Origin of the sequence: Leucobacter aridicollis, assembly GCF_013409595.1 — a bacterium.
GTDB lineage: Bacteria > Actinomycetota > Actinomycetes > Actinomycetales > Microbacteriaceae > Leucobacter > Leucobacter aridicollis.
The window spans coordinates 1,363,245-1,386,090 of the sequence record NZ_JACCBD010000001.1 but is presented as its reverse complement, the minus strand read 5'-3'; the positions used below and the strand labels follow the sequence as shown (position 1 = coordinate 1,386,090).

Genomic DNA, 22,846 nt, shown 5'->3' with positions numbered 1-22,846 from the left:
CACAGTCTAGTGAACGGGCATGCGCCCGCGGGCACGTTTACCAGGAAACGGGCAGCGCCTTGCCCTCTTCGTAGCCGGCGGCCGATTGCAGGCCGACGCGCGCATTGACGTGGAAGTCGGTGAGCGACGCGGCGCCCGCATACGTGAACGACGAGCGCACGCCAGAGGTGATCATGTCGACGAGATCCTCGACGCTGGGGCGCTGGGGGTCCAGGTAGATCTTCGACGACGAGATGCCCTCGGCGAAGAGCTCCTTGCGTGCGCGCTCGAACGCGTCGAGCCTGGAGAACCGCCCCTGCACCGCCTTCGTCGAGGCCATCCCCCACGATTCCTTGTACTGACGGCCGTTCGCATCGGCGAGCAGCTCGCCGGGCGATTCGGCGGTGCCGGCGAACCAGGATCCGATCATGACCGAGCCGGCGCCGGCGGCGAGGGCGAGCGCAACGTCGCGCGGATAACGGACGCCGCCGTCAGCCCACACGTGGGCGCCGAGCTCGCGCGCGGCCTGCGCGGTTTCGAGGACGGCCGAGAACTGGGGGCGTCCCACCGCGGTCATCATGCGCGTCGTGCACATCGCGCCGGGCCCGACGCCAACCTTCAGGATCGTGGCGCCAGCGTCCACCAGGTCGGTGACGCCGTCCGCCGTAACGATGTTGCCCGCAACGATCGGCAGGCCGAGCCCGAGCGCCGAGATCTCTCGCAGGGCGCGGATCATGCCCTCCTGATGGCCGTGCGCGGTGTCGACGACGAGCACGTCGGCCCTGGCAGTGGCAAGCGCCTTCGCGCGCGCTGCCGGGTCGCCGTTGATGCCGACCGCGACCGCGACGGCGAGGCGCCCGCTGGCGTCGAGCGCCGGCCGATAGATCGAGGCCCGAAGCGCCGACCGGCGCGACAGCGTGCCGCGCACCGCGCCCTGCTCAGCGATGATGACGGCCTCGGCGCCAGTGTCGCCAAGCGCCGTGTCCACGGCGTCGAACATCGCACGGGGATCCTGCGCAGCGGCGCCAAGCTCGCGGAGCTCGAGCACGGGAACCTGGCCCGAGGCGAGATCCCCCAGCCGCGCGTCGCCCGGCAGCTCAGCGAGGCGCGTCGCCGCAAGAACCCCGAGAACCCGGCCGGCGGGGAACGTCTGGCCGGGTTCGGAGCCGCCTGGCAAGGCGCCGGCGTAGGCCGAGCCGCCCTCGACTACCACCACGACCTGGCCCTCGGCGGCGGGCACCTGGCGGAGCGCGTCCGCCGCGGTCTGCTCGGGGCCGAGCACGATCGGGGTGTCAAACCCGACGGGCTGCGCCTTCACCCACGCGATCGCGTCGGCGAGCCCGGTCTCGCTCATGTCCTGCGGCAGCACGCCGAGGCCGCCGCGGCGGGCGAGCACGGCCGCCAGCCGCGGACCCGTCACGGAGTTCATGTTTGCGGAGACAAGCGGGATCGTCGCGGGCGTCCCGTCGGTGGGCGCCAGGTCCACCGCGAGGCGGCTTCCGACCGCCGACCGCCGCGGGACGAGAAAGACGTCGGAGTAGGTGAGATCGAGCGTGGGCTGGGCACCGATGAAGTCCATAGGCTCAGCGTACCCCGGGCGACGCGCGCGTGGCTGGGACGACGACATGGAGCGGATATGCTCGCGCGCGGCGCCGATTCGCAATACATTAGGGGCGAAACACCTGCACTGGTTCACGGTTCACGCAAAGGGGAAGCACATGTTCAAAGGGTTCAAGGAGTTCCTGCTCCGCGGCAACGTCATCGACCTGGCGGTAGCCGTTGTCATCGGTGCAGCGTTCAACGCGGTCGTCGAGAAGGTCGTGTCGTCACTCATCACGCCGCTCATCGGCATGTTCTTCAAGGCCGACTCGCTCGATACGGCACTCATGGTTGAGCTTCCCGGCGGCGGCACCCTCGCGTTCGGCGCACTCGTCGGCGCACTCATCAACTTCATCATCGTCGCTGCGGTCGTCTACTTCGTCTTCGTGATGCCGATGAACGAGCTCCGCAAGCGCACCACGACCGCGGTGGAAGAGCCCGTCGTCGAGACCGAGCAGGAGCTGCTCAGCGAGATCCGCGATCTCCTCAAGGCGCAGAACGGCGGCGCCGCCTCGGCTGCCGCTCCCCTCGCCGCACCCGCAGCGCCGGCTGACCCCGCGGGTCCGGCCCACGCGGAGTAGCGCGCGGGCGTCGCGCAGACACAGCGAGAGGGGCTGGTGGATCACGATCCGCCAGCCCCTCTCGTTGTGTCGGGGTGTGTGGGCGCTTACAGCCCGTCGTTCATCCGCGCGAGGAAGATCGCCTCGGTCGCGAGGGCATTCTTGTACGACGCGAGGTGCAGCGACTCGTTCGGCGAGTGCGGGCGGCCGTCAGGATCCTCGACGCCGGTCACGAGAATCTCCGCCTGGGGGAACTCGTCGACAAGGTCGGCAATGAACGGGATCGAGCCGCCGATGCCCATGTCGATCGGCTCGCGGTCGAAGCCGCCGGTCATTGCCGCGCGCATGTGCGCGACCGCGGGGCCCGATGTGTCGACGCTGAACGCCTGACCGAGGCCCGGGTCCTCGAAGGTGAGCTTCGCGCCGAACGGCGCGTGCTTCGTGAGGTGGCCAGTGAGCGCGTCGTAGAACTCCTGCGGGTCCTGGCCAGGCGCGACGCGGGCGGAGATGCGCACGAGCACGCTCGGGATGAGGGTGTTCGACGCGTTCGCGATGTTCGGCGCGTCGATGCCCGTCACGGTGATCGCAGGCTGCGCCCACATGCGCGACAGGATCTCGCCGCGGCCGATCGGGGAAACGCCGTCGAGCAGACCCGATTCTTCGCGCAGCCGCGCCTCGTCGTACTCGGGGGTGGTGAGGTCGGCGCTCGTGAGTCCCTCGACGGCAACCGAGCCGTCCTCGTCCCACAGGGTGCCCAGCAGCTTCACGGCCGCGAGCATCGCGTCGGGAACGGCGCCGCCGAACATGCCCGAGTGGGTCGCGTGCGCCATCGTCTCGATGCGGACGTTGAACGCGACGGCGCCGCGAAGTGCGACGGTGAGGGCCGGGGTGTCGACGTCCCAGTTGCCCGAGTCGGCGACGATGATCGCGTCTGCCTCGAGCTCCGCACGGTTCTCGTGCAAGAAGTTCGCGAACGACTGCGACGCCCACTCCTCCTCGCCCTCGATGAAGACGGCGAGGCCGAGGTCGAAGTCCGCCCCCTTCGCCTCAATGAGCGCGCGGATGGCCGCGACGTGCACCATCACGCCCGCCTTGTCGTCGGCTGCGCCGCGTGCATACAGGCGGCCGTTGCGCTCGGTCGGCTCGAACGGCGGGGTGTCCCACTCCTCTTCCTTGCCGGGAGGCTGCACGTCGTGGTGGGCGTAGAGCAGCACGGTCGGGGCGCCGTTCTTCGCCGGGCGGCGGGCGATCACGGCGGGCTGACCGAGCTCGGGATCAGTCTCGTTCTCCTGGCCAGCGACCGGCGCGCGGCGGATATCGACGAACTCGAAGACGCCGGTCGAGCGCATGAGTTCGGCAACCTTCTCTGCGCTCTCCTGCACGTGCGCGGGATCGAACGCTGGCCATGACACCGACGGAATCCGCACGAGTTCGCACAGCTCCTCGATCGTGGTTTCGAACGCCGTGTCAACGTGCTGCTTGATGACTGTTTCGAGCTGGTCGCTCATCGGGTCTCCTTCGTAGCCGGTGGCGGCGCGCGTCTTCGCGGCTCGCCCTCTTCAATCCTTAAGCCTATCGATGCGAACGTCTGGTTTGATGGTGTGGTCGGACAGTGTTCACCGCCGTCCACCATTCAGATTCACTCACACAAAGGACACACCATGTGCGCACGCGTAACCTGCGAGAACTGCTCGAAGCCGACCTGGGCCGGCTGCGGCGAACACATTGAAGACGCGCTGCAGGGCGTCGCGGTCGCTGACCGCTGCAGCTGCGCCCGGTAGCCCCGAGACGGGCAAGGCCCGCAAGCCCCCGAGCACACTTTCCTCGCCTCAACACACCCTAAAGTGCGTGAGGAAGGTGTGCTCACGCGAAGAAGGTGTGCGGGCCTGGTCTAACTGGGGCCCCGCCGGCCCCTACCCGCGAAGCGCCGCGACCGCGAGGTCCGTGCGGTCCGTGATGATGCCGTCCACGCCGAGCTCCACGAGCTCGCGCGTCTGGTCGGCCTCATTGACGGTCCAGACGTGCACTTCGACGCCGCGCTCATGCGCCGCGCGGAGCAGGCCGGGACTCAGCACCCTGACCGGCCCCTGTTTGACGGGAACCTGCAGCGCGTCGATCCCGGCAAACGCCCGGTCGAGGAGCGCGGACGACCGCATCGCCACCGCCGCGAGGATCTTCACGATGGCGCTCTGGCCGGCACCGGCCGCGGGCCGAGAGCCTGCGGCCTCGGCTGCGGCGAGCGCCTCGAGCCGCAGCCTGTCGGAGAAGCTGCTGATGAGCACCCGGTCGGGCGCGAGGCTCCCGACAAGCGTTCCGGCAGGGGTCGCGACCTCCGGGGATTTCATGTCGACGTTGAGCCTGATTGACGGGAGCTCGGTGAGCGCCTCCGCGAGCGTGATGAGTCCCCCGCGGTCGGCCATGAGCTCGGCGAGCTGCGCGTGCGTGACCGTCGAGATCCGCCGGGCGTCGCCGAGGGTTCGTTCGAGGGTGCTGTCGTGGAACAGCACGACCTCGCCGTCGGCCGTGAGCTGGCAGTCGGACTCGACGTAGTCCGCGCCCGCGTCCACTGCCGCAGCGAGTGCGGCGCGCGAGTTCTCGGCGATGCCGCGCTCGGCGTTCGCGGCCGACACATACCCGCGATGCCCGAAGATGCGGGGCGTCTGCCCCTCCGCGAAGAATGGGTGCAACATGTCTCCATGCTATTGCCCACGGCCCGCGCCCGGCAGGCAAGTTTCGGGGTTATCCGCGTGCCGGAACGACCGTCGCTTCAGACGTTTCGACAGTTGAGCTCGTCACGATCCCTGAGCCGACGGGCTTCATCGCGAGCGCGCTGCGCGTTGCGCCGTCGATGAGGAGGAACCCGCCGATTGCGGCGAGCAGCGCGACGAGGCACGCGGTCACGAGCGCGGCGGCGACGAACGTTGATGGCTGCTTCAACACCTCGGGGAACTTCATGCTTCCATATTCGCGTTCCCAGCGCCCGGGCGCGTCACACCGAAGTATGAATCGCATGGTACCCAGGTGCCACGCGCCCCCTGACGCGGCTCAGGGTGTGCCGCGCTCGTCGGCGCGCCCGGTGAACCGGTCCATCGACGAGTACACGTGGAAGACGCGATCACCGAGCACGTCCCACGCCCGCGTGGGGAGCACGCCCCGCAGCGCCATCGCGAGCTTCACGGTCCACGGCCGCAGCACCATCGGCGTGCCCTTCAGCATCCCGCTCCATGCCGCCTGCACGGCCTGCTGCGGCCGCATGATCGGCGTGAGCAGCGGACCCCTGGCGCCCGCGAACATGCCCGTCGAGATGTAGCTCGGGCAGAACGTGGTCACGGCGACGTGCGCGTTGTCGGTGCGGGTGAGCTCGAGCCTGAGCGATTCGCTCCACCCGATCATCGCCCACTTCGAGGAGGCGTAGACGCTCATGCGCGGGTTCGCGAGCGTCCCAGCGGCTGAGGCGATGTTCAGGATCCGCTTGGGCCGCGTCCGGTCGGCGATCATCGCCGGCAGGAACTCGCGCGCGATCCACATCGGGGCGAGCGCGTTCACGCGCATCGTCAGCTCGATGTCGCGTTCGGCGTCGTGCTCCCAGAAGAGTGCACCGCGGACGATGCCTGCATTGTTCACGACGACGTCCGGGTCGCCGAGCTCGTCGCGCACGCGCGCTGCCGCGTCGGCGACGGCCTCACGGTCGGACACGTCGACGGCGTAGACGCGCACGTCTGGGCCGCCAACGCGCCCGCGGGGGCTGGCGAGCTCGGCGGCGAGCGCGGTCGCGCGATCCTCGTCGAGGTCCCAGAGCGCGATCTTCGCCGCGCCCTCCCGCGCGGCGCGGCGCGCATACAGCTCGCCCATGCCGCGGGCGGCCCCGGTGATGAGCACGGTTGCGCCGGGGATCACGCGACGCCCGTCAGTCTTGTCTGCCATTGCCTCACACCTTTCGTCGCGGCACGCGCGAGCTAGATCAGTTTTCCTGGGTTCATGATGCCGGTCGGGTCGAGCTCGCGCTTGACGGCGCGGAGGATCCGCACGCCCTGTTCCCCGATCTCAGCTGGCAGCTCGGCCGCGTGCTCGGTTCCGACGGCGTGGTGGTGGGTGATTGTCGCCCCGGCGGCGAGGATCGCCGCGTTCGCGGCACGTTTCACGCGCTCGTACTGCGCGATCGGGTCGTCCTCGGCCTTCGCGATGAAGGTGTAGTACAGCGATGCACCCGTGCGGTACACGTGCGAGACGTGCCCCTGCACGGCGCTCGCGACCGCTCCCTGCGGGCCCGATTCGAGAGCGCCGCGGATCGCTGCGGCGACGGCCGTGTGCGTGTCGGCGAGGCGCGTCCACGTCGCGGCTGTCTCGAGCGTGTCGACGAGCACCCCGATGGTGAGGAGCTCGTCGCGGAGGCGCGGCGAGCTGAATCGGCCGCGATCCCACGCTGCTGCGGGCGCGCTCGTCGCGGAGACGCCGCCGTGCGCGCGGAGGATCCTGCGCGCACGCTTGAGCCTGGCCTTGGGTTCCGCGCCGGACCCCTCCCAGACGCCGAGCAGCAGCGCCGGCGTCTCGATGCCGCGCGAGCGCAGCCAGCGGCGCAGCAGCTCGACCTGGCGGCCGCCGCTCTGGGCGAGGGTGAGCGCCGTCTCCTCCTCGTCGCTCAGGCGGCAGACGTCGGGGGCGTCGCCGGCCGCGCCGTCCTGGACGAGCGCGCGGACCGCCTCGGCGCCCGCCTCGAACGAGGGAAACGCCCAGGCGCCGTACGCCTTCGCTGTCGGCTTCGGGGTCACGGCGACCGTAACCTCGGTGATGACGCCGAGGGTGCCTTCGCTCCCGATCACGACGTGGCGCAGATCTGGGCCGGCCGCGGAGGCGGGAGCGCGGCCCCCGAGGGCGAGCGGGCCGGTGGGCGTGTCGATCCGGATCGCGGTGATGAGCTCCGCGATCGCCCCGTAGCCCGTGGACGCCTGCCCGGCCGAGCGCGTCGCCGCGTACCCGCCGAGCGTCGCCTGCTGATGGGACTGCGGGATGTGCCCGAGGGTATAGCCGCGCTCGGCGAGCATCCGTTCGACCTCCGGGCCGCGCACCCCGGCCTCGAACGTCGCCGTCCGGTCGCGTTCGTTGAGTTCGAGGAGCTCGGCGAGGCCCGTGAGATCGAGCGCGACGACGGCGTGGTGGTCGCCCGCGAGCGGCGCGACTCCCCCGACGACGCTGGAGCCGCCGCCGAACGGCACGACGGCGATGCCGTGGGCGACGCACGCGGCGAGCACCCCCGGAATCTCCGAGCGTGCGCCCGGCCGCACGACCGCGTCGGGCAGCGCAAGCGGGGCCCCGGCGCGCTGGCGGAGGAGGTCGACGGTGTTCTTGCCGGCCGCGTGTGCGACGCGGCTCTCCGGATCCTGCGCCATGGTCCCTGTCGGGATCGCGGCTCCGAGCGCCGCCACCTCCGCCTCGGTGAGCGCGGGGCTGCTGACGTCGGCGTCGCCCGGGGGCGTGGCCGGCGCTGCATCGAGCACGCCGGGGCGGCGCGCGGCGACCGCGTCGATCCCAAGGTGTTCGGCGAGCACGGCGAGCGTGCCGTCGCTCAGGGCTCCGCCTGGCGTCGGTGGCGCCCAGCCCCACCACGGCGATACGGGGACGCTCTCGGTAATATCGGCAGCCATACGTTACAGTGTGACACATGGGCGCACAGAGTCACAGAAGTTCTTCGGTTATCGCGCGCGACGAGGCCATCCTCGACGCGGTCTCCGCTGGGCTGCGCCGCTACGGCCCCCGAAAGCTCACCGCCCAGGACGTCGCCGACACCGCTGGGATCTCGCGGATGACGCTGTACCGGGCGATGGGCAGCATGGACAACGCGATCCTGCTCACGCTCACGCGCGAGTTCGCCCGCGCGGTCGCCGGGCTGCGCGCGATGCTCCCGACCGGGCCAGCCGCCACCGGCGCCGACAGGCTCGCGGCGTTTCTCGGCGCTGGCGCCCGCGCCTTCGTCGAATCCGAGCTCATCGCGTCGGTAATGTCCCAGCAGCCCGAGCTGCTCGAGCCGTACCTCAGCGGGCGCCTCGGCCGCAGCCAGGAACTCGTCGTGGACGCCATCGAGGAGCTCCGGCAGGCGGGGCTGCGCGACGGCTCGATCGCGCCGTCCGCCCCGTCGAGCCTCACCCTGCTGCTCCTCGTCCGCGGCGTCGCGCTCGGGGCGCCCCTCGTGCGCGGTGACGCGTTTGACCGCAGCTGCGCGGAGCTCGCGGGCATCACGCTCGCGGCGCTGCGCGCGGGCATCGCGCCCGTCCCGCAGGCCGACGGCGCGACCGGCGCCGCCCAGTCACCGCCGACCGCGCCAGTCACCATCGCATAGCTGACCGGCCGGCTCCGTCCGGCCAGAAACGAGGCGACATGTTCGACACACTCCCCGGAGACCTGAACCGAGCAAGTCGCGCCCGCGCGCTTGCGCACCTCGCCGAACGCGAGGTGGACGTGCTCGTCATCGGCGGCGGGATCACCGGCGCGGGCATCGCGCTCGACGCCGCGACCCGCGGGCTCTCGACCGCGCTCGTCGAGGCGAGGGACCTCGCGAGCGGCACGAGCGGCTTCAGCTCGAAGCTCGTGCACGGCGGGCTGCGCTACCTCGCGCAGGGCGACGTCGCACTCGCCTGGGAGTCCGCGGTCGAGCGGGAGGCGCTCATGCGGCGCATCGCCCCGCACCTCGTGACTCCTCGCGCGTTCCTCGTGCCGCGATTCGCACACGACCGCGCCGCACGCGCGCACGGCGGCGGCCCCGCGGCTGCCGGCCCGCTCGACGGCAGGCTCGGCGACGCGCTCTCGGAGACCGGGATCAGGATCGCCGACGCCCTGCGCGCCGCGAGCGGGCTCCCCGGGCGCGTCCTCCCGAAGCCGCAGCGCGTGAGCGCGCGCGAGGCGCTGCTGCTCGCCCCGGCGCTCCGCGAGCGCGGGCTGCGCGGCGGTCTCGTGTACTGGGACGGCGCCGTCGAGGACGACACCCGGCTCGTCATCGCGCTCGCCCGCACGGCCGCCAGGCACGGCGCGCACATCGCGACCGGGTGCCGCGTGGTCCGGGCGACCGACCGGGAGGCGTGGATCGCGGCCTACGCCGACGAGCTCCGTGTCCGGGCGCGCACGGTCATCAACGCGACGGGCGTCTGGGCTGCGGAGCTCGCGCCCGGGGTGGAGCTCGCGCCGAGCCGGGGCACCCACCTCGTGTTCCGCTCGGAGATCTTCGGAATGCCACGCGCGGTGCTCACCGCCCCGGTGCCGGGCCACTTCGGCAGGTACGTGTTCGTGCTGCCGCAGGCGAACGGGCTCAGCTACCTCGGGCTGACCGACGAGCCGGCGCCTGGCGCCGACGGCTACGCGCCCGGCGTGCCTGACGACGACATCGACTTCCTGCTCGGGGTCGCGAGCGAGTCGCTCGCCGTCCCGCTCACGCGCGCCGACGTGCTGAGCGCGTTCTCGGGCCTGCGCCCCCTCATCCGCGCCGTCACGAGCCACCGCGGGGACGCCGAACGGCCGTCCGCCGCCGCATCGCGCCAGCACCTCGTGCTCGACGCCCCTGGCGCGCCCATCACCGTCACGGGCGGCAAGCTCACCGTGTACCGCAAGATGGCGGAGGACGCCGTCGACGCCGCGCTCCGCCGGCTCGGCGAGGATCCCGCGGTTCGGCCGGCGGTCACGAAACGCGTGCCCGTGCTCGGGTCGCCGGGGTCCGAGCATGGCCCGCGCGGCGCGGCCGCCGCACGACACCGCCCGACGCCGGAGAGCGCCCGGCGCGCGTGCGCCCGGGCTGCGGCCGCGATCTGGCCCGTCGCCGACGCGGGCGAGACGGTCGACAGGCTCGCCCGCGTCTACGGCTGGGAGGCCGAACGCGTCGCGGCGCTCGCGGCAGCCGATCCAGACCTCGCTGCGGAGGCGAGCCCCGGCTCGGGGATCACGCTCGCGGAACTCGCCTTCGGGATCCTCGCCGAGGGCGCCGCCACCCCGGCGGACCTGCTCGCGCGCCGCACCAGGCTCGCGCTCGACCCGAGGGTCGCGGCAGCCGCCGAGACGGCGGCGGGTGACCTCATCGAGCGGCTCGCGTAGGCTACGGGATACGGCTCCGTAGGCTGGGCGGCACTCGCGACATCTCGCGGGCCCTCACCCGGCCCGCGAGCGGAACCCCTGCACCGATGCACCCCGGAGCGTCCGTGTCCACCCCACAGATGGAGCACAGTGTTCGAGACAATCATTCACCCGCGCGTCTCCGAGACGGACGCGGTCGGGCACATCAATAACACGGTGGTGCCCGTCTGGTTCGAGGCCGGCCGGCGCGACTTCTTCGCCATCTTCGGCCCGCCGGAGGACTTCTCGCAGTGGCGCATGATCGTCGCGGGCTTCACTGTCAACTTCGAGCACGAGCTCACCTATCCCGCGCCAGTCACGGTGCGCACGTGGGTCGAACGGGTCGGAAACTCGTCGCTCACGCTGCACGAGGAACTCCACCAGCACGGCACGCGCTGCGCCACCGGCCGCACGACGTACGTCAACGTGAACCCAGCAACCAAGCGTTCGGAACCGCTCTCCGACGCCGTCCGGTTGGAGCTCGCCAGACACCAGTTCGACGGTGACCACGCTCAGCACGAGAGCACGGCACACCCATGACCGATCCCTTCCCGAAGCTTTCGACTCCGTGGGCGCTCACCCAGGCCTCGGGCAGCGCCGGCGAGCGCTTCGACGTCTGGGAGGGCCGCACGGTCGCGACCCCCTGGCCCGCCGCCTACGGCGGCGATCTCTCGGTCGGCGCGCTTGCCGCGGCGGTGCGGTCGGCGGCCGAGGGGCAACTCCCCCACAGCATGCAGATCGCCTTCCTTCGGCCGGGCGACCGCGACCGCCCGCTGAGCTACGTTGTCGAGCGCGTGCGCGACGGGTTTCGGTACGCGAATCGCTCCGTGCGGCTGTTGCAAGACGGCACCGAGATCGCCGCCGCGGCCGTGCTGCTCCGCGCGCCCCGCCCCGGCGAGGCGCCAGCGGCCGACCTGTCGGCGCGGGACGGCCTCCCCGATCCTGATTCGCTTCCCACCGCGGCGGAGGCAATCGCGGCCCGCGGCCCGCTCTCGCCCGACGTCGACGACCCCACGCAGCTCGACGCCTACTGGGGCGGCGGCCGCGCCCTCGATACCCGCCACATCGACCCGCCGCTGTATGGGGAGAGCGTGCCGCCGCGCGCCACGAATCGGGTGTGGGTGCGCTTCACGGGCGACGCACCGGCGCAACGCGCACTGCTCGCGACGCCCGAGGGCCGCATCGCGCTCGTCGCCTACATCGCCGACGACACCATCCTCGAGCCCGCCGCGGCCGCCCTCGGACACGGCTGGCTCGCGCCCGGCATGTTCAGCACGACTGTGCAACAGAGCCTCTGGTTCCACGCCGACTTCGACCCCGCCGGCTGGCTGCTGTTTTCGCAGCGCCTCGTCAGCGCAACCGGCGACCACGTCGTCTGCCAGGGCGACCTCGTCACGCGAGACGGCGCGCTCGTCGCGACCGTTGTCCAGGAGGGCATCGTTCGAGTGCGTCGCTGAGACTCGAATGCACGACGGCCGGAGTCCGGGATCGCCCGGTGGTATCCGAATTACCAGATACTCGGTCGCTATCTGAGAAATCAGATAGCCCGGCCTGACGCGGGTTCACCACTCGTTCATGAAACCTTTGGCAAGCGAACCCCCAGTCTCGTAATTGCTCGTCACTTTCGGAAGTTTGAATACAGGTGTTCTCGGAATTCTTCGAGGGCCCTACTCTCCGAAAGGTCACCATGCGTCGCAACGTCATCACCTCGCTTGGCATCGTCGGCATCGCCGCGCTCACCCTCACCGGGTGCCAGGCCGCAGCCGCGGCAGGCGCCGACTCCGCCGCCGCGGATGCGCCGATCACGATCGCCACCATCCCTATGTCAGACGATCCGACCGCGGAGAACCCGGTCGACGTCCTCGTCGAACTCCTCGAGGCTGAGACCGGCCGCGAGGTGGAGGTCACCGACGTGCCCGACTACCTCTCGGTCGTCGAAGCGATCCGCGCAGACCACGTCGATATCGGCATCATGAGCGGCTTCCCGTCCGCGCTCGCGGTGAACACCGGCGAGGTTGACGCGCTGCTCGCCTGGCCGGGCGACGACAAGCCGGTCTCCACCTGCGTCGTGCTGAACGACTCGCCGGTGAAGACGCCAGCAGACCTCAAGGGCAAGACGATCGCGTTCGCCGACCAGGCCTCGAGCTCGGGCTACTTCATGCCGGTGTCAATGCTGCACGAGGCGGGCCTCGAGCAGGGCACCGACTACGAGGCGATCTTCGCCGGCGGCCACGAAGGCAGCTTCGCTGCGCTCGAGCAGGGCCAGGTCGACGCGGCCTGCACCGCGTTCATGCTCACCGAGATGGGCGCCCCCATGTTCCCGTTCGAGGACGGCGAATGGCGCGCGGTCGGCGAGAGCGCGCCGATGGCTGTCATGGGATCGGTGCTCGCGCGGCAGTCGCTCGACGCCGAGACGCGCACCCAGCTCGAGGAGGCGCTGCCGAAGGTGTTCTCTGCAGAGAACAAGGAGCGCCTCGCCGGCTACGGCGGCTTCGCGGGACTCGAGCCTGTCATCGCGCCACAGCCTGACTTCTTCTCGTCGTTCGCGGACATCGCTGCGGTCGCGGGCGTCGAGCTCGAGGACCTCAAGTGATCGACCCCGCGCGCATGACCACCGCAGAACTGCGCCAGGCGCTCCCGCTCGTCACCGCCCGAGACCTGCGCGTCGCCTACGACGGCGGACCGAACGTGCTCGACGGCGTCAATCTCGATCTATTCCCTGGCGAGATGGTCGCCCTGCTCGGCTCGTCGGGCTCGGGGAAGTCGACGCTCATGCGCTCGCTCACCGGGTTCGCCCCGATCTCTGGCGGACAGGTTCGTGTCGCCGGGCACGACGTCACGAACCTGCGGCGCGGCGAGCTGCGCACGCTCCGGTCCGAGGTCGGCCAGGTGTTCCAGCAGTTCAACCTCATCCCGCGGATGAGCGTGCTCACGAACGTGCTCACGGGGGCGCTGCACACCGCCGGCCCGATCAACCTCGCGTACGGGTTCACGTCGGCGCACCGCAAACGTGCGCTCGAGCTGCTCGACCGCGTCGGGATCGCGCACAAGGCGAAGGATCCCGCCCGCTCGCTGAGCGGCGGCCAGCAGCAGCGCGTCGCGATCGCGCGGGCGCTCATGCAGCAGCCGAAGCTCATCCTCGCTGACGAGCCCGTCGCGTCGCTCGACCCGAAACTCGCCGACTCCGTGCTCGAGCTGCTGCGCGAGATCGCGCTGCAGGACGGGATTCCGGTACTCGTGAGCCTGCACGTGCTCCCGCTGGCGCTCGCCCACACCGACAGGATCGTGGGCCTGCGCCACGGCGAGATGATCGTGAGCGGCCGCACCGCCGAGCTCGACGCGGAGCAGCTCGCCCCGCTGTACGCCGACGACTCCGAGAGCCGCGTCGGCACGCAGGAGGTGACCCCGAGTGTCCACGCACGCGCCTGAGCGCCCGAAGGCGCAGCAGCCCGAACTGCCAGCGGCGGACCGCGCGCGCCTCGAGAAGGCAGTCTCGCTCCCCCGCGCCCGGTTCCTCATGGGCCTCCCGGTCGCCGTGATCGTGCTCATCTGGTCGTTCAACGGCGCACAATTCAACTTCGCGAAGCTCGGCGAGGGCGCGGTCAACATGGGCGAGTTCCTCTCGCGACTGTTCCCGCCGGACTTCACGAAGTTCGGCAAAATCGTCGAGTTGCTCATCGAGACGTTCCAGATGGCCGTCGTCGGCACCGTGCTCGGCGCCGTGCTCTCGCTGCTCGTCGCGTTCGCCGCGTCCTCGAACATCTCCCCGAAGTGGCTGTACTACCCGGCGCGCTGGATCATGAACGTGATCCGCTCGGTGCCCGACCTCGTGTTCGCGCTGATGTTCGTCTCCGCGGTTGGCCTCGGCCCCTTCGCCGGCATCCTCGCGATGACGCTCGGCTCCCTCGGCTCCATCGGCAAGGTGTTCGCCGAGGCGATGGAGTCCGTCGATCGCGGCCCCATGGTCGCCATGCAGGCCGTCGGAGCGTCGAAGCGCCAGGTGATCCAGTACGGTGTGCTCCCCCAGGCCGCCCCGCTGCTCGTCTCGTACACGCTGCTCTTGTTCGAGGGCAACGTGCGCGGCGCGACGATCCTCGGCCTCGTCGGCGCCGGCGGCATCGGCCTCGAACTCACCACCGCCATGCGCATGTACGACTACGGCCACCTCAGCGCCATCATCATCTGCATCATCGTGCTCGTCACGGCAATCGACCAGGGCAGCGCCCTCATCAGAAAGAAGATCACATGACCGCCACACTCGAGCTCGAGCTCACTACGCCCGTCAACCTGCGCGACCTCGGCGGGACCCCGATCTCCGGCGGCACGCTGCGCGACGGCCTCGCGATCCGCACCGACGACCTCGCGACCGTCACCCCCGAGTTCGCCGCGAAGCTCGTGGCGGACGGGCTCACCGCGATCATCGACCTGCGCTCGCCACACGAGGTGCAGGTGACCGGCCGCGGCCCCCTCGCCGACTACGCCGTCGCGTACCACCACCTGCCGTTCATGGGCTCGATCGAGGCTCCTGCCGGCGACGCCCCCGAGCTCACGCACGAGCTCATGGGCGAGATGTACGTCGGCATGATTGACCGCGCCGCGCCGCTCATCGTGACCGCACTCGACATCATCGCGAACACCCCGGGGGCCACCGCGTTCCACTGCGCCGCCGGGCGCGACCGCACCGGCGTGCTCGCCGCGTCGCTGCTGCTCGTGCTCGGCGCAGACGACGACGCGATCGTCGCCGACTACGCGAAGACCGGACCGAACATGCCGGCGATCATGGCGCGCACGAAGACCGCGATGAGCGCCGTGTTCGCAAAGCTCGGCCTCGATCCCGAGGTCTTCGACGGCAAGGCGCTCACCGACGACGGGATGGACGTGTCGATGCGGATCCTGCTCGCCTCCCTCCGCGACACCCACGGCGACGCGCTCGCCCCGCTCCGGGCCGCCGGCCTCAGCGACGACACCGTCGCGAAGCTCCGCGCGCGAGCGCTCAGCGCATGACACTCACCGCTGCAGCACCTGCCGGGGTCGCGGTTCGCCGCGGCCCCGGCAGGCCGCGTGACACGGACCTCGACCCGCAGATCATCGCCGCGGTGCTCGACCTCATCGACGCCGAAGAAGAGGTCACGGTGTCGCGCGTCGTCGAGCGCGGCGGCGTCAGCCGGGCGGCGCTGTACCGGAGGTGGCCGTCGCTCACGACGCTCATCGCCGCCGCGCTCGACGTCGGCCGGACCGTGCCGCCCGAGCTCCCGCTCGACGGCGACCTTCGCGAGACGCTGTTCACCGCGCTCATCGGCTCGCCCACCTCGATCGACGCCTCCGGCTACTCGGAGGCGCGGTTTCGGCAGCGGATCCGCCTCGTCATGGCCGACCGCGCCCTGCAACGCGCGTACTGGGAGTCGCACGTGAGCCGCCGACGCGGGCCGGTCGAGCGGGCGCTCCGCGCTGGCGTCGACCGCGGGATCCTGCGACACGATCTCGACGTCGAAGCGGCCTTCGACGCGATCGCCGGGGCCGCCTACTACCAATCCATTGTGCGCGGCGAGCCGCTCGAGTCGCCGGCCACCCGCAGCCGCCTCGCCGCGGCATTCGACATCACGTGGCGCGGGATGGTGGTTTCCTAAGCACCCGGGCCACCTGCCGTTTCCTGCGGTACAATGGATCGTAGGAATTGGAGACCGTATGGCGACCGGACACGCACAACTCAGCGAAGAACAGCCCCGCGAGATCGACGCGATGCGCGAAGTGCTGCGGCAGGAGACCGGGCACGAAGTGACCGACGCGCAGGCATCCGTGGCGCTGCGCGCCGCGCTCGAGGCTGTGCGCATCGAAACCGCCCGCGCACAGCTCGGGGTCGAGCTCGTGAAACTCCCCGGCACTGTCCCGCCTGGTGCGGCTCGCGCAGCACAGGCAACGGAGAACGTGTGGCGGGCGATTGAGGCCGAGTCAGGCCTACTCGCATCCACACAAGTTGCCGAGCTACTCGGATCCCGTTCCTCGCCAGCAGCCGCGCGTTCGCTCGCAAATGACATGCGCAAGCGGGGGGCGCTGCTCGCCGTGCAGCGGCTCAACAGGTACGTCTACCCAGGGTTCCAGTTTGACTTCGACCACGGCAGCGTCGCCCCGTGGGTCGCGCCGTACGCAGAGCTTGCCTCGGAATTCGGGTGGGGCCAAGAGGATGCCCTGCTGTGGCTCTGGCGCCCCACAACATACCTTCCGAACGCTGCCCGCCCAATCGACTTCATCGACGCCGACCCCGACATGGTCTTCGACGTCGCCCGCCGGGCGTGGGGCGTGGCGTGGTAACACCTCGCCCTCCGTTCCCATTTCGAGCCCATGACGAACCGCTCCCGCTGGGCAGCGACCTCTACCGGGTGCATTCGGGTGGCCGGCCACCTGCGAGTTTCAACCCGGGGTTCGGGGCAGCCACACGATTTGCGTTCTTCGGCTCGCCACACGTGCCCATCCTGTACGCGGCCGCCTCAGAGCAAGCTGCCGTCGCTGAAACGCTGCTCCACGATGCCCCGCTCACTGGCGGCCAGCTCCTGCCCCGAGAGTACGAGGGGCGGATAACCAGCCGCCTCCGTACGACGGGCGATCTGCGCCTCGCGGCCTTCCTCGGACTCGGACTGCGTGCCCTCGGAGTGAGAGCGGAGCAGGTCACAGCGACGCCGGCGTCTTCGTACGGTGAGACCGTGAAGTGGGCTGAAGCTGCCCACGCCGCGGGATTCGATGGCGTGGTGTACATGAGCAGGCAGTGCAACAGCGACCGGGCGTACGCGTTCTTCGGCGACCGCTGCGACGGCGCGTTCGAGGTCGACTCGAGCTACTCGTGGCGCTTCGACGACGTATCAGGCGGGCGAGAGAAGCTCATCACCCTGTGTGGCCCGCTCGGCGTCGAAGTGCTTGTTCCCCCGGCTGGCTGACCGCGGGACTTAGCGTGCGGCGGGGCGCTGCGGTGCCCCGTGCTGACGGCACAGCGGGTCCAGCAGCTCCGCGAGCGGGGCGTCGAGCGCGTGGGCGATCCCGTGGAGCGTGCTCACGCGGGCCGCGACCCTGCCCGCCTCGATCTGAATGATCGTCTTGCGGTGCACGCCGGCGGCCTCGGCGAGAGCGTCGATGGAGTACCCGTGGGCTCGCCGCTGCCGCGCGACTTCGACGCCGAGCGCGAGCAGATCTGGGGCGGGAACAAGCACGCTTCAACAATGCCGCAGTAGCGTTTATTGCACAGTAACTTAAAAGCGCCTATCATTCGAGGCATCAGCACTCCAGTTTCAGTACACCGAAGTACCCAGATAGGAGCACCCATGTCAACAGAGCCCACCGTCCTCTACGAAACCCGCGACCGGAAGGCCTACCTCACGCTGAACCGGCCGTCGTCGCTCAACGCCCTCACGCTCGCCATGGCGCGCGAACTCGCCGATGCCGTGGCGCGCGCAAACGCCGACGACGACGTCCGCGTGATCATCCTGCAGGGAGCGGGCCGGTCGTTCAGCTCGGGCTACGACCTGCGTCTCTACGCGGAGCAGGGCGTCGACAACCAGGGCGACCTGTGGGACCCGATCAAGGACTACGCCTCGATGCGCGCCGCGACCGAGCACTACTTCAGCCTGTGGCGGTCGCTCAAGCCCACGATCGCCAAGGTGCATGGACATGCCGTCGCAGGCGGCAGCGACGTCGCACTGAGCTGCGACCTCGTCCTTATGGCGGAGGACGCGCAGATCGGCTACATGCCGGCGCGGGTGTGGGGCTGCCCGACCACGGCCATGTGGGTGTACAGGCTCGGGGCGGAGCGGGCCAAGCGAATGCTCCTCACCGGCGACACCATCACCGGCAAACGGGCCGCCGAGTGGGGCCTGGTACTCGAGGCCGTACCGGCCGCGGAACTCGACGATGCGGTCGAGCGACTCGCGGACCGAATGTCGACCGTTCCGAGCAACCAGCTTGCGATGCAGAAACTCATGGTGAACCAGGCCTACGACAACATGGGCTTGCAGAGCACGCAGAACCTCGCGACGCTCTTCGACGGCATCACGAGGCACTCCCCCGAAGGCCGCTGGTTCATGGACTTCGCGCAGCAGCAGGGGTTCCACTCGGCCACGAAGTGGCGCGACGCCGGCGGGCTCATCCCGAACGGCGGCGGCCCGATCCCGACCGAGTCCGAAGTTGCCGCGCTCTGACGGCCGCCCCGTGACGCGAACAAGGGAGTTCACCGTGCACCTCACAGAATCGTATTACCCGGCCGACACCAGTCGCCCCGTGCTCGAGCTCACACTGGGCGACCTCATCCGCGCCGCCGCCGCGGACTCGCGCGATGCCCCGGCCCTCATCGGAGTCTCCGTCAAGGGAGCACCGCGAGTGTGGACCTACGGGGAGCTGCTCGAGGATTCGGAGCGGGCCGCCTCGTGGCTGCTTGAACGCTTCGACCCCGGCAGCCACATCGCTGTCTGGGCTGCGAACGACCCTGAGTGGCTCATCCTGCAGTGCGCGACCGCGCTCGCGGGAATGACGCTCGTTACCGCGAATCCGGCGCTTCGCGGCCCGGAGCTCGCGCACATCCTCGCCGCGTCCCACGCCGATGCCGTCGCCTTCGGCGCGGAGGTTCGTGGCACACACATGGCACCGATCCTCTTCGACGCGCTCGACCTGGTGCGACTGCGATCACGAACTGAGCGGCTGCAGGTGCCGTCGATTATCCCCTTCGAGGGGTGGCTCGACGCCACCCGCGAGACCCCCATCGCCGCGGAGTTTCCGACGGTGAGACCGGGCGACGCGATCCAGCTGCAGTTCACGTCGGGAACGACCGGCCTCCCGAAGCCGGCGCAGCTCTCACACCGAGCGATGATCACCAACGCGGACTTTGTGAACGCCCGCGGCGGCACGTCTCACGCCGGGGTCTCCGTCTCGCCGCTGCCGCTCTTTCACACCGCTGGCTCGGGTCTCGCCGGGTTCGGCACGTTCCTCGAGCGCGGCACGCTCGTTCTGCTGCGCACCTTCGACCCCGACCTCGCGCTCGACGCCGTCGAGCGGTTCGGGGCCACCGGCCTGCGCATGGTCCCCGCGATGTTCCGGGCAGCGATCGAGCGCACCGCCGTGCGAAACGTCGACCTCAGCTCGCTGCAGACGGTATCGTCCGGCGGCGATTCGGTGCCGTGGGAGCTGTCGCGTGAGATCGAGGAGGTCTTCGGGGCGCCGCTCACGACGGTCTACGGCCAGACCGAGCTCAGCCCGATCCTCGCGCAGACGTCGCCGGACGCCGACGAGGCGGAGCGGTGGGGCACGGCGGGCACGCCGCTCCCCCAGGCGGAGGTGAAGATCGTGGACCCGCAGTCAGGCGAGATCGTCAGGATCGGCGAGCCAGGCGAGATCTGCGCTCGCGGCTACCAGCTCGTCGCGGGCTACTACGGCATGCCAGACGCGAGTGCTGAGCTCATCGACGACACCGGGTGGCTGCACACCGGCGACCTCGGGATCATGAACGAGAACGGGGCGCTCACCATCACCGGACGCGTGAAGGACCTCATCATCAGGGGCGGCGAGAACATCTACCCGCGTGAGGTCGAAGAGGCGATTCAGCTGCATCCCGATGTTGCGCTCGCGGCAGTCGTCGGCGTGCCAGACGACCGCTGGGGCGAGACCGTCGCCGCAACCGTGAGATTCCGTGCCGGACTCGCGCCGCTGACATCACGGGAGCTCAAGGACTTCCTGCGCCCGCGCCTGTCGCCCCAGAAGATTCCGGCAAGCTGGTTCCACGGTGACGAGCTCCCCGCGAACGCGATGGGAAAGCTGCAGAAGCACAGGCTGCGCGACGGGCTGCAGCGCGGCGCGTACAAGAAGCTGCTCGACTAGCGTCCGGGGTCACCCCGTTATGTCGGGGTATCTGCGAGAACGCCGTCGCCAGGAGCGGCGTCGGTGCCGCTCAACAGGGCCTCGAATGCGCTGTTGATCGTGTGCCTCTGCGCGCGGCTCCACCCCGCGGTGCGCGATCGCACGCCGCGCTGCACCAGCGCACGGAGTTCGGATCGAAGCAGGTCCCGCTGCTCGTCGAATGTCAGCTCGGCGATGTCCTCTTCCGCGACCGCGACGTCGAGGTAGAGGACATCGTCAGCCGACACGTATCGCACGGTGGATCTGCGGCCGTACTCTCGCGGCAGCGAGCGGAACGCGATGAAGAGTTCGCCGGGCACGGCCGCCGTGGCCCGCTGAAACTGCTCGGCGTCGGCCAGGAGCTCGTCAGCGAGCGCGTAGACGTCACCCACCGAACCGGTGTCTGTCGTCTTGGCGATGCGCATGAAGGCCCCGTTCTGCCGCGATCGTTCGTGCGGCTGGCTCGTACCCATCCTAGAGCGGGCCCCGAGACGGCCGCAGGGGCCACCCCTGACTGCAGCCAAAACGCGAGCACCCCGTCGCGCCCGTGGTCCGGGCGGGACGGGGTGCGTGCCGGCAGATGCCTGTCGGCGCGTGACCTACGCGAGACCCAGCGAGCGGGCGATAACGAGCAGCTGCACCTCGTTGGTGCCCTCGCCGATCTCGAGGATCTTCGAATCGCGGTAGTGGCGCGCAACCGGGAATTCGTTCATGAACCCGTTGCCGCCGAAGATCTGCGTCGCGTCGCGAGCGTTGTCCATCGCGGCGTCCGAGGCGGTGAGCTTTGCGATCGCGGCCTCGGTCTTGAACGGCTTGCCCTCGGCGCAGAGGCGCGCCGCGTGGTGCCAGGAGAGCTTCGCGTTGTGCACGCGCAGCTGCATGCGGGCGATCATGAACTGAATGTGCTGCCGAGTCTTCAGCGGCTCACCGAACACGTGTCGCTTGCCGGCGTAGTCGATCGCCTGCTCGAGGCACCCCTCCGCCGCGCCGGTCGCGAGCGCCGCGACGGCGATGCGCCCCTCGTCGAGGGTGTGCAGGAAGTTCGCGAAGCCGCGGCCGCGCTCGCCCAGCAGGTTAGCTTCGGGCACCCGAACGTCGTTGAAGGTGAGCGCGTGCGTGTCTGACGCATTCCAGCCGACCTTGTCGTACGCGGGCTCCACGGTGAAGCCGGGGGTGCCGCTCGGCACGATGATCGTCGAGAGTTCCTTCCGGCCGTTGTTCTCGCCGGTGACGGCGGTGACGGTGACGAACTTCGTGATGTCGGTGCCGGAGTTCGTGATGAACTGCTTCGAGCCGTTGATGACCCACTCGCCGTTCTCGAGGCGCGCGGTGGTGCGGGTCGCGCCGGCGTCCGATCCAGCCTCAGGCTCGGTCAGGCCGAAGCCCGCGAGTGCCCGGCCCGCGAGCAGGTCGGGCAGCAGCTCCGCCTTCTGCTCGGCGGTACCGAAGCGGAAGATCGGCATCGCTCCGAGGCTCACCCCGGCCTCAAGCGTGATCGCGATCGACTGGTCGACCCGCGCGAGCGCCTCAATCGCGAGGCAGAGCGCGAAGTAGTCGCCTCCCTGACCGCCGACGTCTTCGGGGAACGGGAGCCCGAACAGGCCCATGTCGCCCATCTGCGCGACGATGTCGAGCGGGAGGGTGTGGGTGCGGTCAGCCTCGTACGAGACGGGCGCCACCACCTCGTCAGCGAACTCGCGCACCATCTGGGCGAGCTGCAGCTCCTCCTCGTTCAGACTGTAGTTCTCCATCAAACTGTTCCTTCGTGTGTCGGGTGGGGCGAGGCGGCACGCCGGTGCGGTGCCGGACCCCTGGATAGTGAGCGCCGCCTGTGGGCGACACCCGGGTGATGATGCCTGCTAGGGCAGATGGCCGAGGCCGCGAGCGAGCGCGACCGATTCGACACGGTTGTGTGCGCCGAGCTTCCGCATCGCGCTGCGGAGGTAACTCTTCACGGTCTCGAGCTCGAGGTGCAGCCGGTCCCCAATCTCGCGGTTGGAGAGCCCCAGCGCAACGAGCGCGAGCACGTCGATCTCCCGCACCGACAGCGCGGGACCCTCGGGCGCGGCGTCAGGGGTGAGCTTGTCGAGGATCGCCTGGATCCCGATCTGCGCGTCGGCGTCTTCGATGGTGCGCGCCAGCTCCCGAAGTTCGGCGAAGGCGACCCGCACCTGCTCCCACTCGCGGTCCGCGGGCGCCGAGCGCACCGCGCGCAGGTACTCGGCGGTCTCCGCGGACTCAACCTGCTTCTGGACCGCCTCGTCGACGGCCACACGGAACGCGACGGCGTCGGCTGCGGCGCGAACGCTCCGCACCTCCTGCGGCGCGAACGAGCCCGTCTCGCGTCTGGCGCCGTAGACGATGCCGCGGGCGTCGCCGTCAACGACGATCGGGAAGGCGACAACTGATCGGAGCGACTCCGCCTGAACGGCGGGGTCGTAGTGCCGAGAGATCGAGGAGTCGTGCAGGTAATCGCGGGCGGCGGTCGGGGCCTTCTGGGCCAGCGCAAGCCCGCCGAGCCCCTTCCCCGCGCGAATCACGAGCCCGGTCAGCGCGGGCGTCAGCGCGCCAACGGTGTGAGTAATCGTGAACCGATCCGAATCGGGGGCGGCGTAGCCGCCGAACAGCACGTCGAGGCCGGTGGCCTCGCGCGCGCCAGAAAGCGCGCCCGCGACAGCCGAGCGCATCATGATGCCCTCACCAGGTCGCTGCCGTGCACACGCCGCTGCGCAGCGCGCCGCGCGCGC

At 70.3% G+C, this 22,846-nt stretch carries 24 protein-coding genes; 14 read left to right on the top strand and 10 right to left on the bottom strand.

The genetic code is table 11. The features are described from left to right. Positions 1-37: 37 nt before the first annotated feature. Positions 38-1,558 (bottom strand): IMP dehydrogenase, encoded by a 1,521-nt coding sequence (locus tag BJ960_RS06425; RefSeq protein ID WP_185986690.1) that lies wholly within the window; start codon positions 1,556-1,558, stop codon positions 38-40. A gap of 139 nt (positions 1,559-1,697) precedes the next feature. Here BJ960_RS06425 and mscL point away from each other — a divergent pair, with 139 nt between their 5' ends. Continuing rightward, the gene (gene mscL / locus BJ960_RS06420) at positions 1,698-2,159 is read left to right on the top strand and encodes a large-conductance mechanosensitive channel protein MscL (RefSeq protein ID WP_185986689.1); all 462 of its coding nucleotides are present in this window, start codon (positions 1,698-1,700) and stop codon (positions 2,157-2,159) included. 86 nt (positions 2,160-2,245) lie between these two features. On the opposite strand, the gene BJ960_RS06415 is transcribed toward mscL, so the two are convergent. The 5 genes from BJ960_RS06415 to BJ960_RS06395 all read right to left on the bottom strand — a co-directional run bounded on the left by BJ960_RS06415 (position 2,246) and on the right by BJ960_RS06395 (position 7,780). Next, on the bottom strand, positions 2,246-3,646 hold the full coding sequence (locus tag BJ960_RS06415) for a dipeptidase (RefSeq protein WP_185986688.1): 1,401 nt from the start codon (positions 3,644-3,646) through the stop codon (positions 2,246-2,248). 405 nt (positions 3,647-4,051) lie between these two features. After that, a complete protein-coding gene (locus tag BJ960_RS06410; RefSeq protein WP_185986687.1) occupies positions 4,052-4,828 on the bottom strand; it encodes a glycerophosphodiester phosphodiesterase family protein in 777 nt (258 codons plus the stop codon). A 49-nt stretch (positions 4,829-4,877) separates the two neighbouring features. Further along, complete coding sequence (locus tag BJ960_RS06405; protein WP_121077033.1) at positions 4,878-5,093, bottom strand: hypothetical protein; 216 nt, start codon at positions 5,091-5,093, stop codon at positions 4,878-4,880. A 90-nt stretch (positions 5,094-5,183) separates the two neighbouring features. Next, the gene (locus BJ960_RS06400) at positions 5,184-6,062 is read right to left on the bottom strand and encodes an SDR family NAD(P)-dependent oxidoreductase (RefSeq protein WP_185986686.1); all 879 of its coding nucleotides are present in this window, start codon (positions 6,060-6,062) and stop codon (positions 5,184-5,186) included. 32 nt (positions 6,063-6,094) lie between these two features. Continuing rightward, positions 6,095-7,780, bottom strand: a complete 1,686-nt coding sequence (locus BJ960_RS06395; protein WP_185986685.1) for an FAD-binding oxidoreductase — start codon at positions 7,778-7,780, stop codon at positions 6,095-6,097. Between the two features lie 17 nt (positions 7,781-7,797). On the opposite strand from BJ960_RS06395, the gene BJ960_RS06390 reads away from it, so the two are divergent. The 11 genes from BJ960_RS06390 to BJ960_RS06340 all read left to right on the top strand — a co-directional run bounded on the left by BJ960_RS06390 (position 7,798) and on the right by BJ960_RS06340 (position 17,158). Further along, positions 7,798-8,472, top strand: a complete 675-nt coding sequence (locus tag BJ960_RS06390) for a TetR/AcrR family transcriptional regulator (RefSeq protein WP_185986684.1) — start codon at positions 7,798-7,800, stop codon at positions 8,470-8,472. 38 nt (positions 8,473-8,510) lie between these two features. Next, positions 8,511-10,211 (top strand): glycerol-3-phosphate dehydrogenase/oxidase, encoded by a 1,701-nt coding sequence (locus tag BJ960_RS06385; RefSeq protein WP_185986683.1) that lies wholly within the window; start codon positions 8,511-8,513, stop codon positions 10,209-10,211. A 129-nt stretch (positions 10,212-10,340) separates the two neighbouring features. Further along, complete coding sequence (locus BJ960_RS06380) at positions 10,341-10,769, top strand: acyl-CoA thioesterase (protein WP_185986682.1); 429 nt, start codon at positions 10,341-10,343, stop codon at positions 10,767-10,769. After that, positions 10,766-11,686 (top strand): acyl-CoA thioesterase, encoded by a 921-nt coding sequence (locus BJ960_RS06375; protein WP_185986681.1) that lies wholly within the window; start codon positions 10,766-10,768, stop codon positions 11,684-11,686. The genes BJ960_RS06380 and BJ960_RS06375 overlap by 4 nt, the downstream gene beginning before the upstream one ends. A gap of 230 nt (positions 11,687-11,916) precedes the next feature. Continuing rightward, positions 11,917-12,822 carry a phosphate/phosphite/phosphonate ABC transporter substrate-binding protein gene (gene phnD / locus BJ960_RS06370; RefSeq protein WP_185986680.1) on the top strand — a complete coding sequence of 302 codons (906 nt, stop codon included), beginning with the start codon at positions 11,917-11,919 and terminating at the stop codon, positions 12,820-12,822. A 14-nt stretch (positions 12,823-12,836) separates the two neighbouring features. Continuing rightward, positions 12,837-13,658, top strand: coding sequence for a phosphonate ABC transporter ATP-binding protein (gene phnC / locus BJ960_RS06365; RefSeq protein WP_121077596.1), 822 nt, complete (start codon positions 12,837-12,839; stop codon positions 13,656-13,658). Continuing rightward, positions 13,639-14,478, top strand: coding sequence for a phosphonate ABC transporter, permease protein PhnE (gene phnE / locus BJ960_RS06360; RefSeq protein ID WP_185986679.1), 840 nt, complete (start codon positions 13,639-13,641; stop codon positions 14,476-14,478). Before phnC ends, phnE begins: the two co-directional genes overlap by 20 nt. Next, positions 14,475-15,233: a tyrosine-protein phosphatase gene (locus BJ960_RS06355; RefSeq protein ID WP_185986678.1), complete on the top strand. Its 759-nt coding sequence runs from the start codon at positions 14,475-14,477 to the stop codon at positions 15,231-15,233. The genes phnE and BJ960_RS06355 overlap by 4 nt, the downstream gene beginning before the upstream one ends. Next, complete coding sequence (locus BJ960_RS06350; RefSeq protein WP_185986677.1) at positions 15,230-15,856, top strand: TetR/AcrR family transcriptional regulator C-terminal ligand-binding domain-containing protein; 627 nt, start codon at positions 15,230-15,232, stop codon at positions 15,854-15,856. Before BJ960_RS06355 ends, BJ960_RS06350 begins: the two co-directional genes overlap by 4 nt. A gap of 58 nt (positions 15,857-15,914) precedes the next feature. After that, positions 15,915-16,538: a hypothetical protein gene (locus tag BJ960_RS06345; protein ID WP_185986676.1), complete on the top strand. Its 624-nt coding sequence runs from the start codon at positions 15,915-15,917 to the stop codon at positions 16,536-16,538. Further along, positions 16,421-17,158 carry an RES family NAD+ phosphorylase gene (locus BJ960_RS06340; RefSeq protein WP_307814684.1) on the top strand — a complete coding sequence of 246 codons (738 nt, stop codon included), beginning with the start codon at positions 16,421-16,423 and terminating at the stop codon, positions 17,156-17,158. Before BJ960_RS06345 ends, BJ960_RS06340 begins: the two co-directional genes overlap by 118 nt. 9 nt (positions 17,159-17,167) lie before the next feature. Here the strand turns inward: BJ960_RS06340 and BJ960_RS06335 are convergent, their stop codons facing one another. Beyond that, on the bottom strand, positions 17,168-17,428 hold the full coding sequence (locus tag BJ960_RS06335) for a helix-turn-helix domain-containing protein (protein WP_185986674.1): 261 nt from the start codon (positions 17,426-17,428) through the stop codon (positions 17,168-17,170). Between the two features lie 111 nt (positions 17,429-17,539). Between BJ960_RS06335 and BJ960_RS06330 the strand changes: the two genes are divergently transcribed. After that, positions 17,540-18,412 (top strand): crotonase/enoyl-CoA hydratase family protein, encoded by an 873-nt coding sequence (locus BJ960_RS06330; protein ID WP_185986673.1) that lies wholly within the window; start codon positions 17,540-17,542, stop codon positions 18,410-18,412. A gap of 34 nt (positions 18,413-18,446) precedes the next feature. Then, the gene (locus BJ960_RS06325; RefSeq protein WP_185986672.1) at positions 18,447-20,081 is read left to right on the top strand and encodes a class I adenylate-forming enzyme family protein; all 1,635 of its coding nucleotides are present in this window, start codon (positions 18,447-18,449) and stop codon (positions 20,079-20,081) included. Positions 20,082-20,098: 17 nt separating this feature from the next. Here BJ960_RS06325 and BJ960_RS06320 read toward each other — a convergent pair whose 3' ends face one another. The 3 genes from BJ960_RS06320 to BJ960_RS06310 form a co-directional block, all read right to left on the bottom strand. Continuing rightward, complete coding sequence (locus tag BJ960_RS06320) at positions 20,099-20,524, bottom strand: hypothetical protein (RefSeq protein ID WP_185986671.1); 426 nt, start codon at positions 20,522-20,524, stop codon at positions 20,099-20,101. A 174-nt stretch (positions 20,525-20,698) separates the two neighbouring features. Continuing rightward, entirely contained in the window at positions 20,699-21,850 is a 1,152-nt protein-coding gene (locus BJ960_RS06315; protein ID WP_185986670.1) for an acyl-CoA dehydrogenase family protein, read from the bottom strand. Positions 21,851-21,958: 108 nt separating this feature from the next. After that, positions 21,959-22,789 carry a LuxR C-terminal-related transcriptional regulator gene (locus BJ960_RS06310; protein ID WP_185986669.1) on the bottom strand — a complete coding sequence of 277 codons (831 nt, stop codon included), beginning with the start codon at positions 22,787-22,789 and terminating at the stop codon, positions 21,959-21,961. Between the last annotated feature and the right edge of the window lie 57 nt (positions 22,790-22,846).

Coding starts and splice junctions, on each gene's coding strand:
- BJ960_RS06425 (WP_185986690.1), bottom strand. CDS start 1,558: ATGGACTTCATCGGTGCCCAGCCCACGCTCGATCTCACCTACTCCGAC.
- mscL (WP_185986689.1), top strand. CDS start 1,698: ATGTTCAAAGGGTTCAAGGAGTTCCTGCTCCGCGGCAACGTCATCGAC.
- BJ960_RS06415 (WP_185986688.1), bottom strand. CDS start 3,646: ATGAGCGACCAGCTCGAAACAGTCATCAAGCAGCACGTTGACACGGCG.
- BJ960_RS06410 (WP_185986687.1), bottom strand. CDS start 4,828: ATGTTGCACCCATTCTTCGCGGAGGGGCAGACGCCCCGCATCTTCGGG.
- BJ960_RS06405 (WP_121077033.1), bottom strand. CDS start 5,093: ATGAAGTTCCCCGAGGTGTTGAAGCAGCCATCAACGTTCGTCGCCGCC.
- BJ960_RS06400 (WP_185986686.1), bottom strand. CDS start 6,062: ATGGCAGACAAGACTGACGGGCGTCGCGTGATCCCCGGCGCAACCGTG.
- BJ960_RS06395 (WP_185986685.1), bottom strand. CDS start 7,780: ATGGCTGCCGATATTACCGAGAGCGTCCCCGTATCGCCGTGGTGGGGC.
- BJ960_RS06390 (WP_185986684.1), top strand. CDS start 7,798: ATGGGCGCACAGAGTCACAGAAGTTCTTCGGTTATCGCGCGCGACGAG.
- BJ960_RS06385 (WP_185986683.1), top strand. CDS start 8,511: ATGTTCGACACACTCCCCGGAGACCTGAACCGAGCAAGTCGCGCCCGC.
- BJ960_RS06375 (WP_185986681.1), top strand. CDS start 10,766: ATGACCGATCCCTTCCCGAAGCTTTCGACTCCGTGGGCGCTCACCCAG.
- phnD (WP_185986680.1), top strand. CDS start 11,917: ATGCGTCGCAACGTCATCACCTCGCTTGGCATCGTCGGCATCGCCGCG.
- phnC (WP_121077596.1), top strand. CDS start 12,837: ATGACCACCGCAGAACTGCGCCAGGCGCTCCCGCTCGTCACCGCCCGA.
- BJ960_RS06355 (WP_185986678.1), top strand. CDS start 14,475: ATGACCGCCACACTCGAGCTCGAGCTCACTACGCCCGTCAACCTGCGC.
- BJ960_RS06350 (WP_185986677.1), top strand. CDS start 15,230: ATGACACTCACCGCTGCAGCACCTGCCGGGGTCGCGGTTCGCCGCGGC.
- BJ960_RS06345 (WP_185986676.1), top strand. CDS start 15,915: ATGGCGACCGGACACGCACAACTCAGCGAAGAACAGCCCCGCGAGATC.
- BJ960_RS06330 (WP_185986673.1), top strand. CDS start 17,540: ATGTCAACAGAGCCCACCGTCCTCTACGAAACCCGCGACCGGAAGGCC.
- BJ960_RS06320 (WP_185986671.1), bottom strand. CDS start 20,524: ATGCGCATCGCCAAGACGACAGACACCGGTTCGGTGGGTGACGTCTAC.
- BJ960_RS06315 (WP_185986670.1), bottom strand. CDS start 21,850: ATGGAGAACTACAGTCTGAACGAGGAGGAGCTGCAGCTCGCCCAGATG.
- BJ960_RS06310 (WP_185986669.1), bottom strand. CDS start 22,789: ATGATGCGCTCGGCTGTCGCGGGCGCGCTTTCTGGCGCGCGCGAGGCC.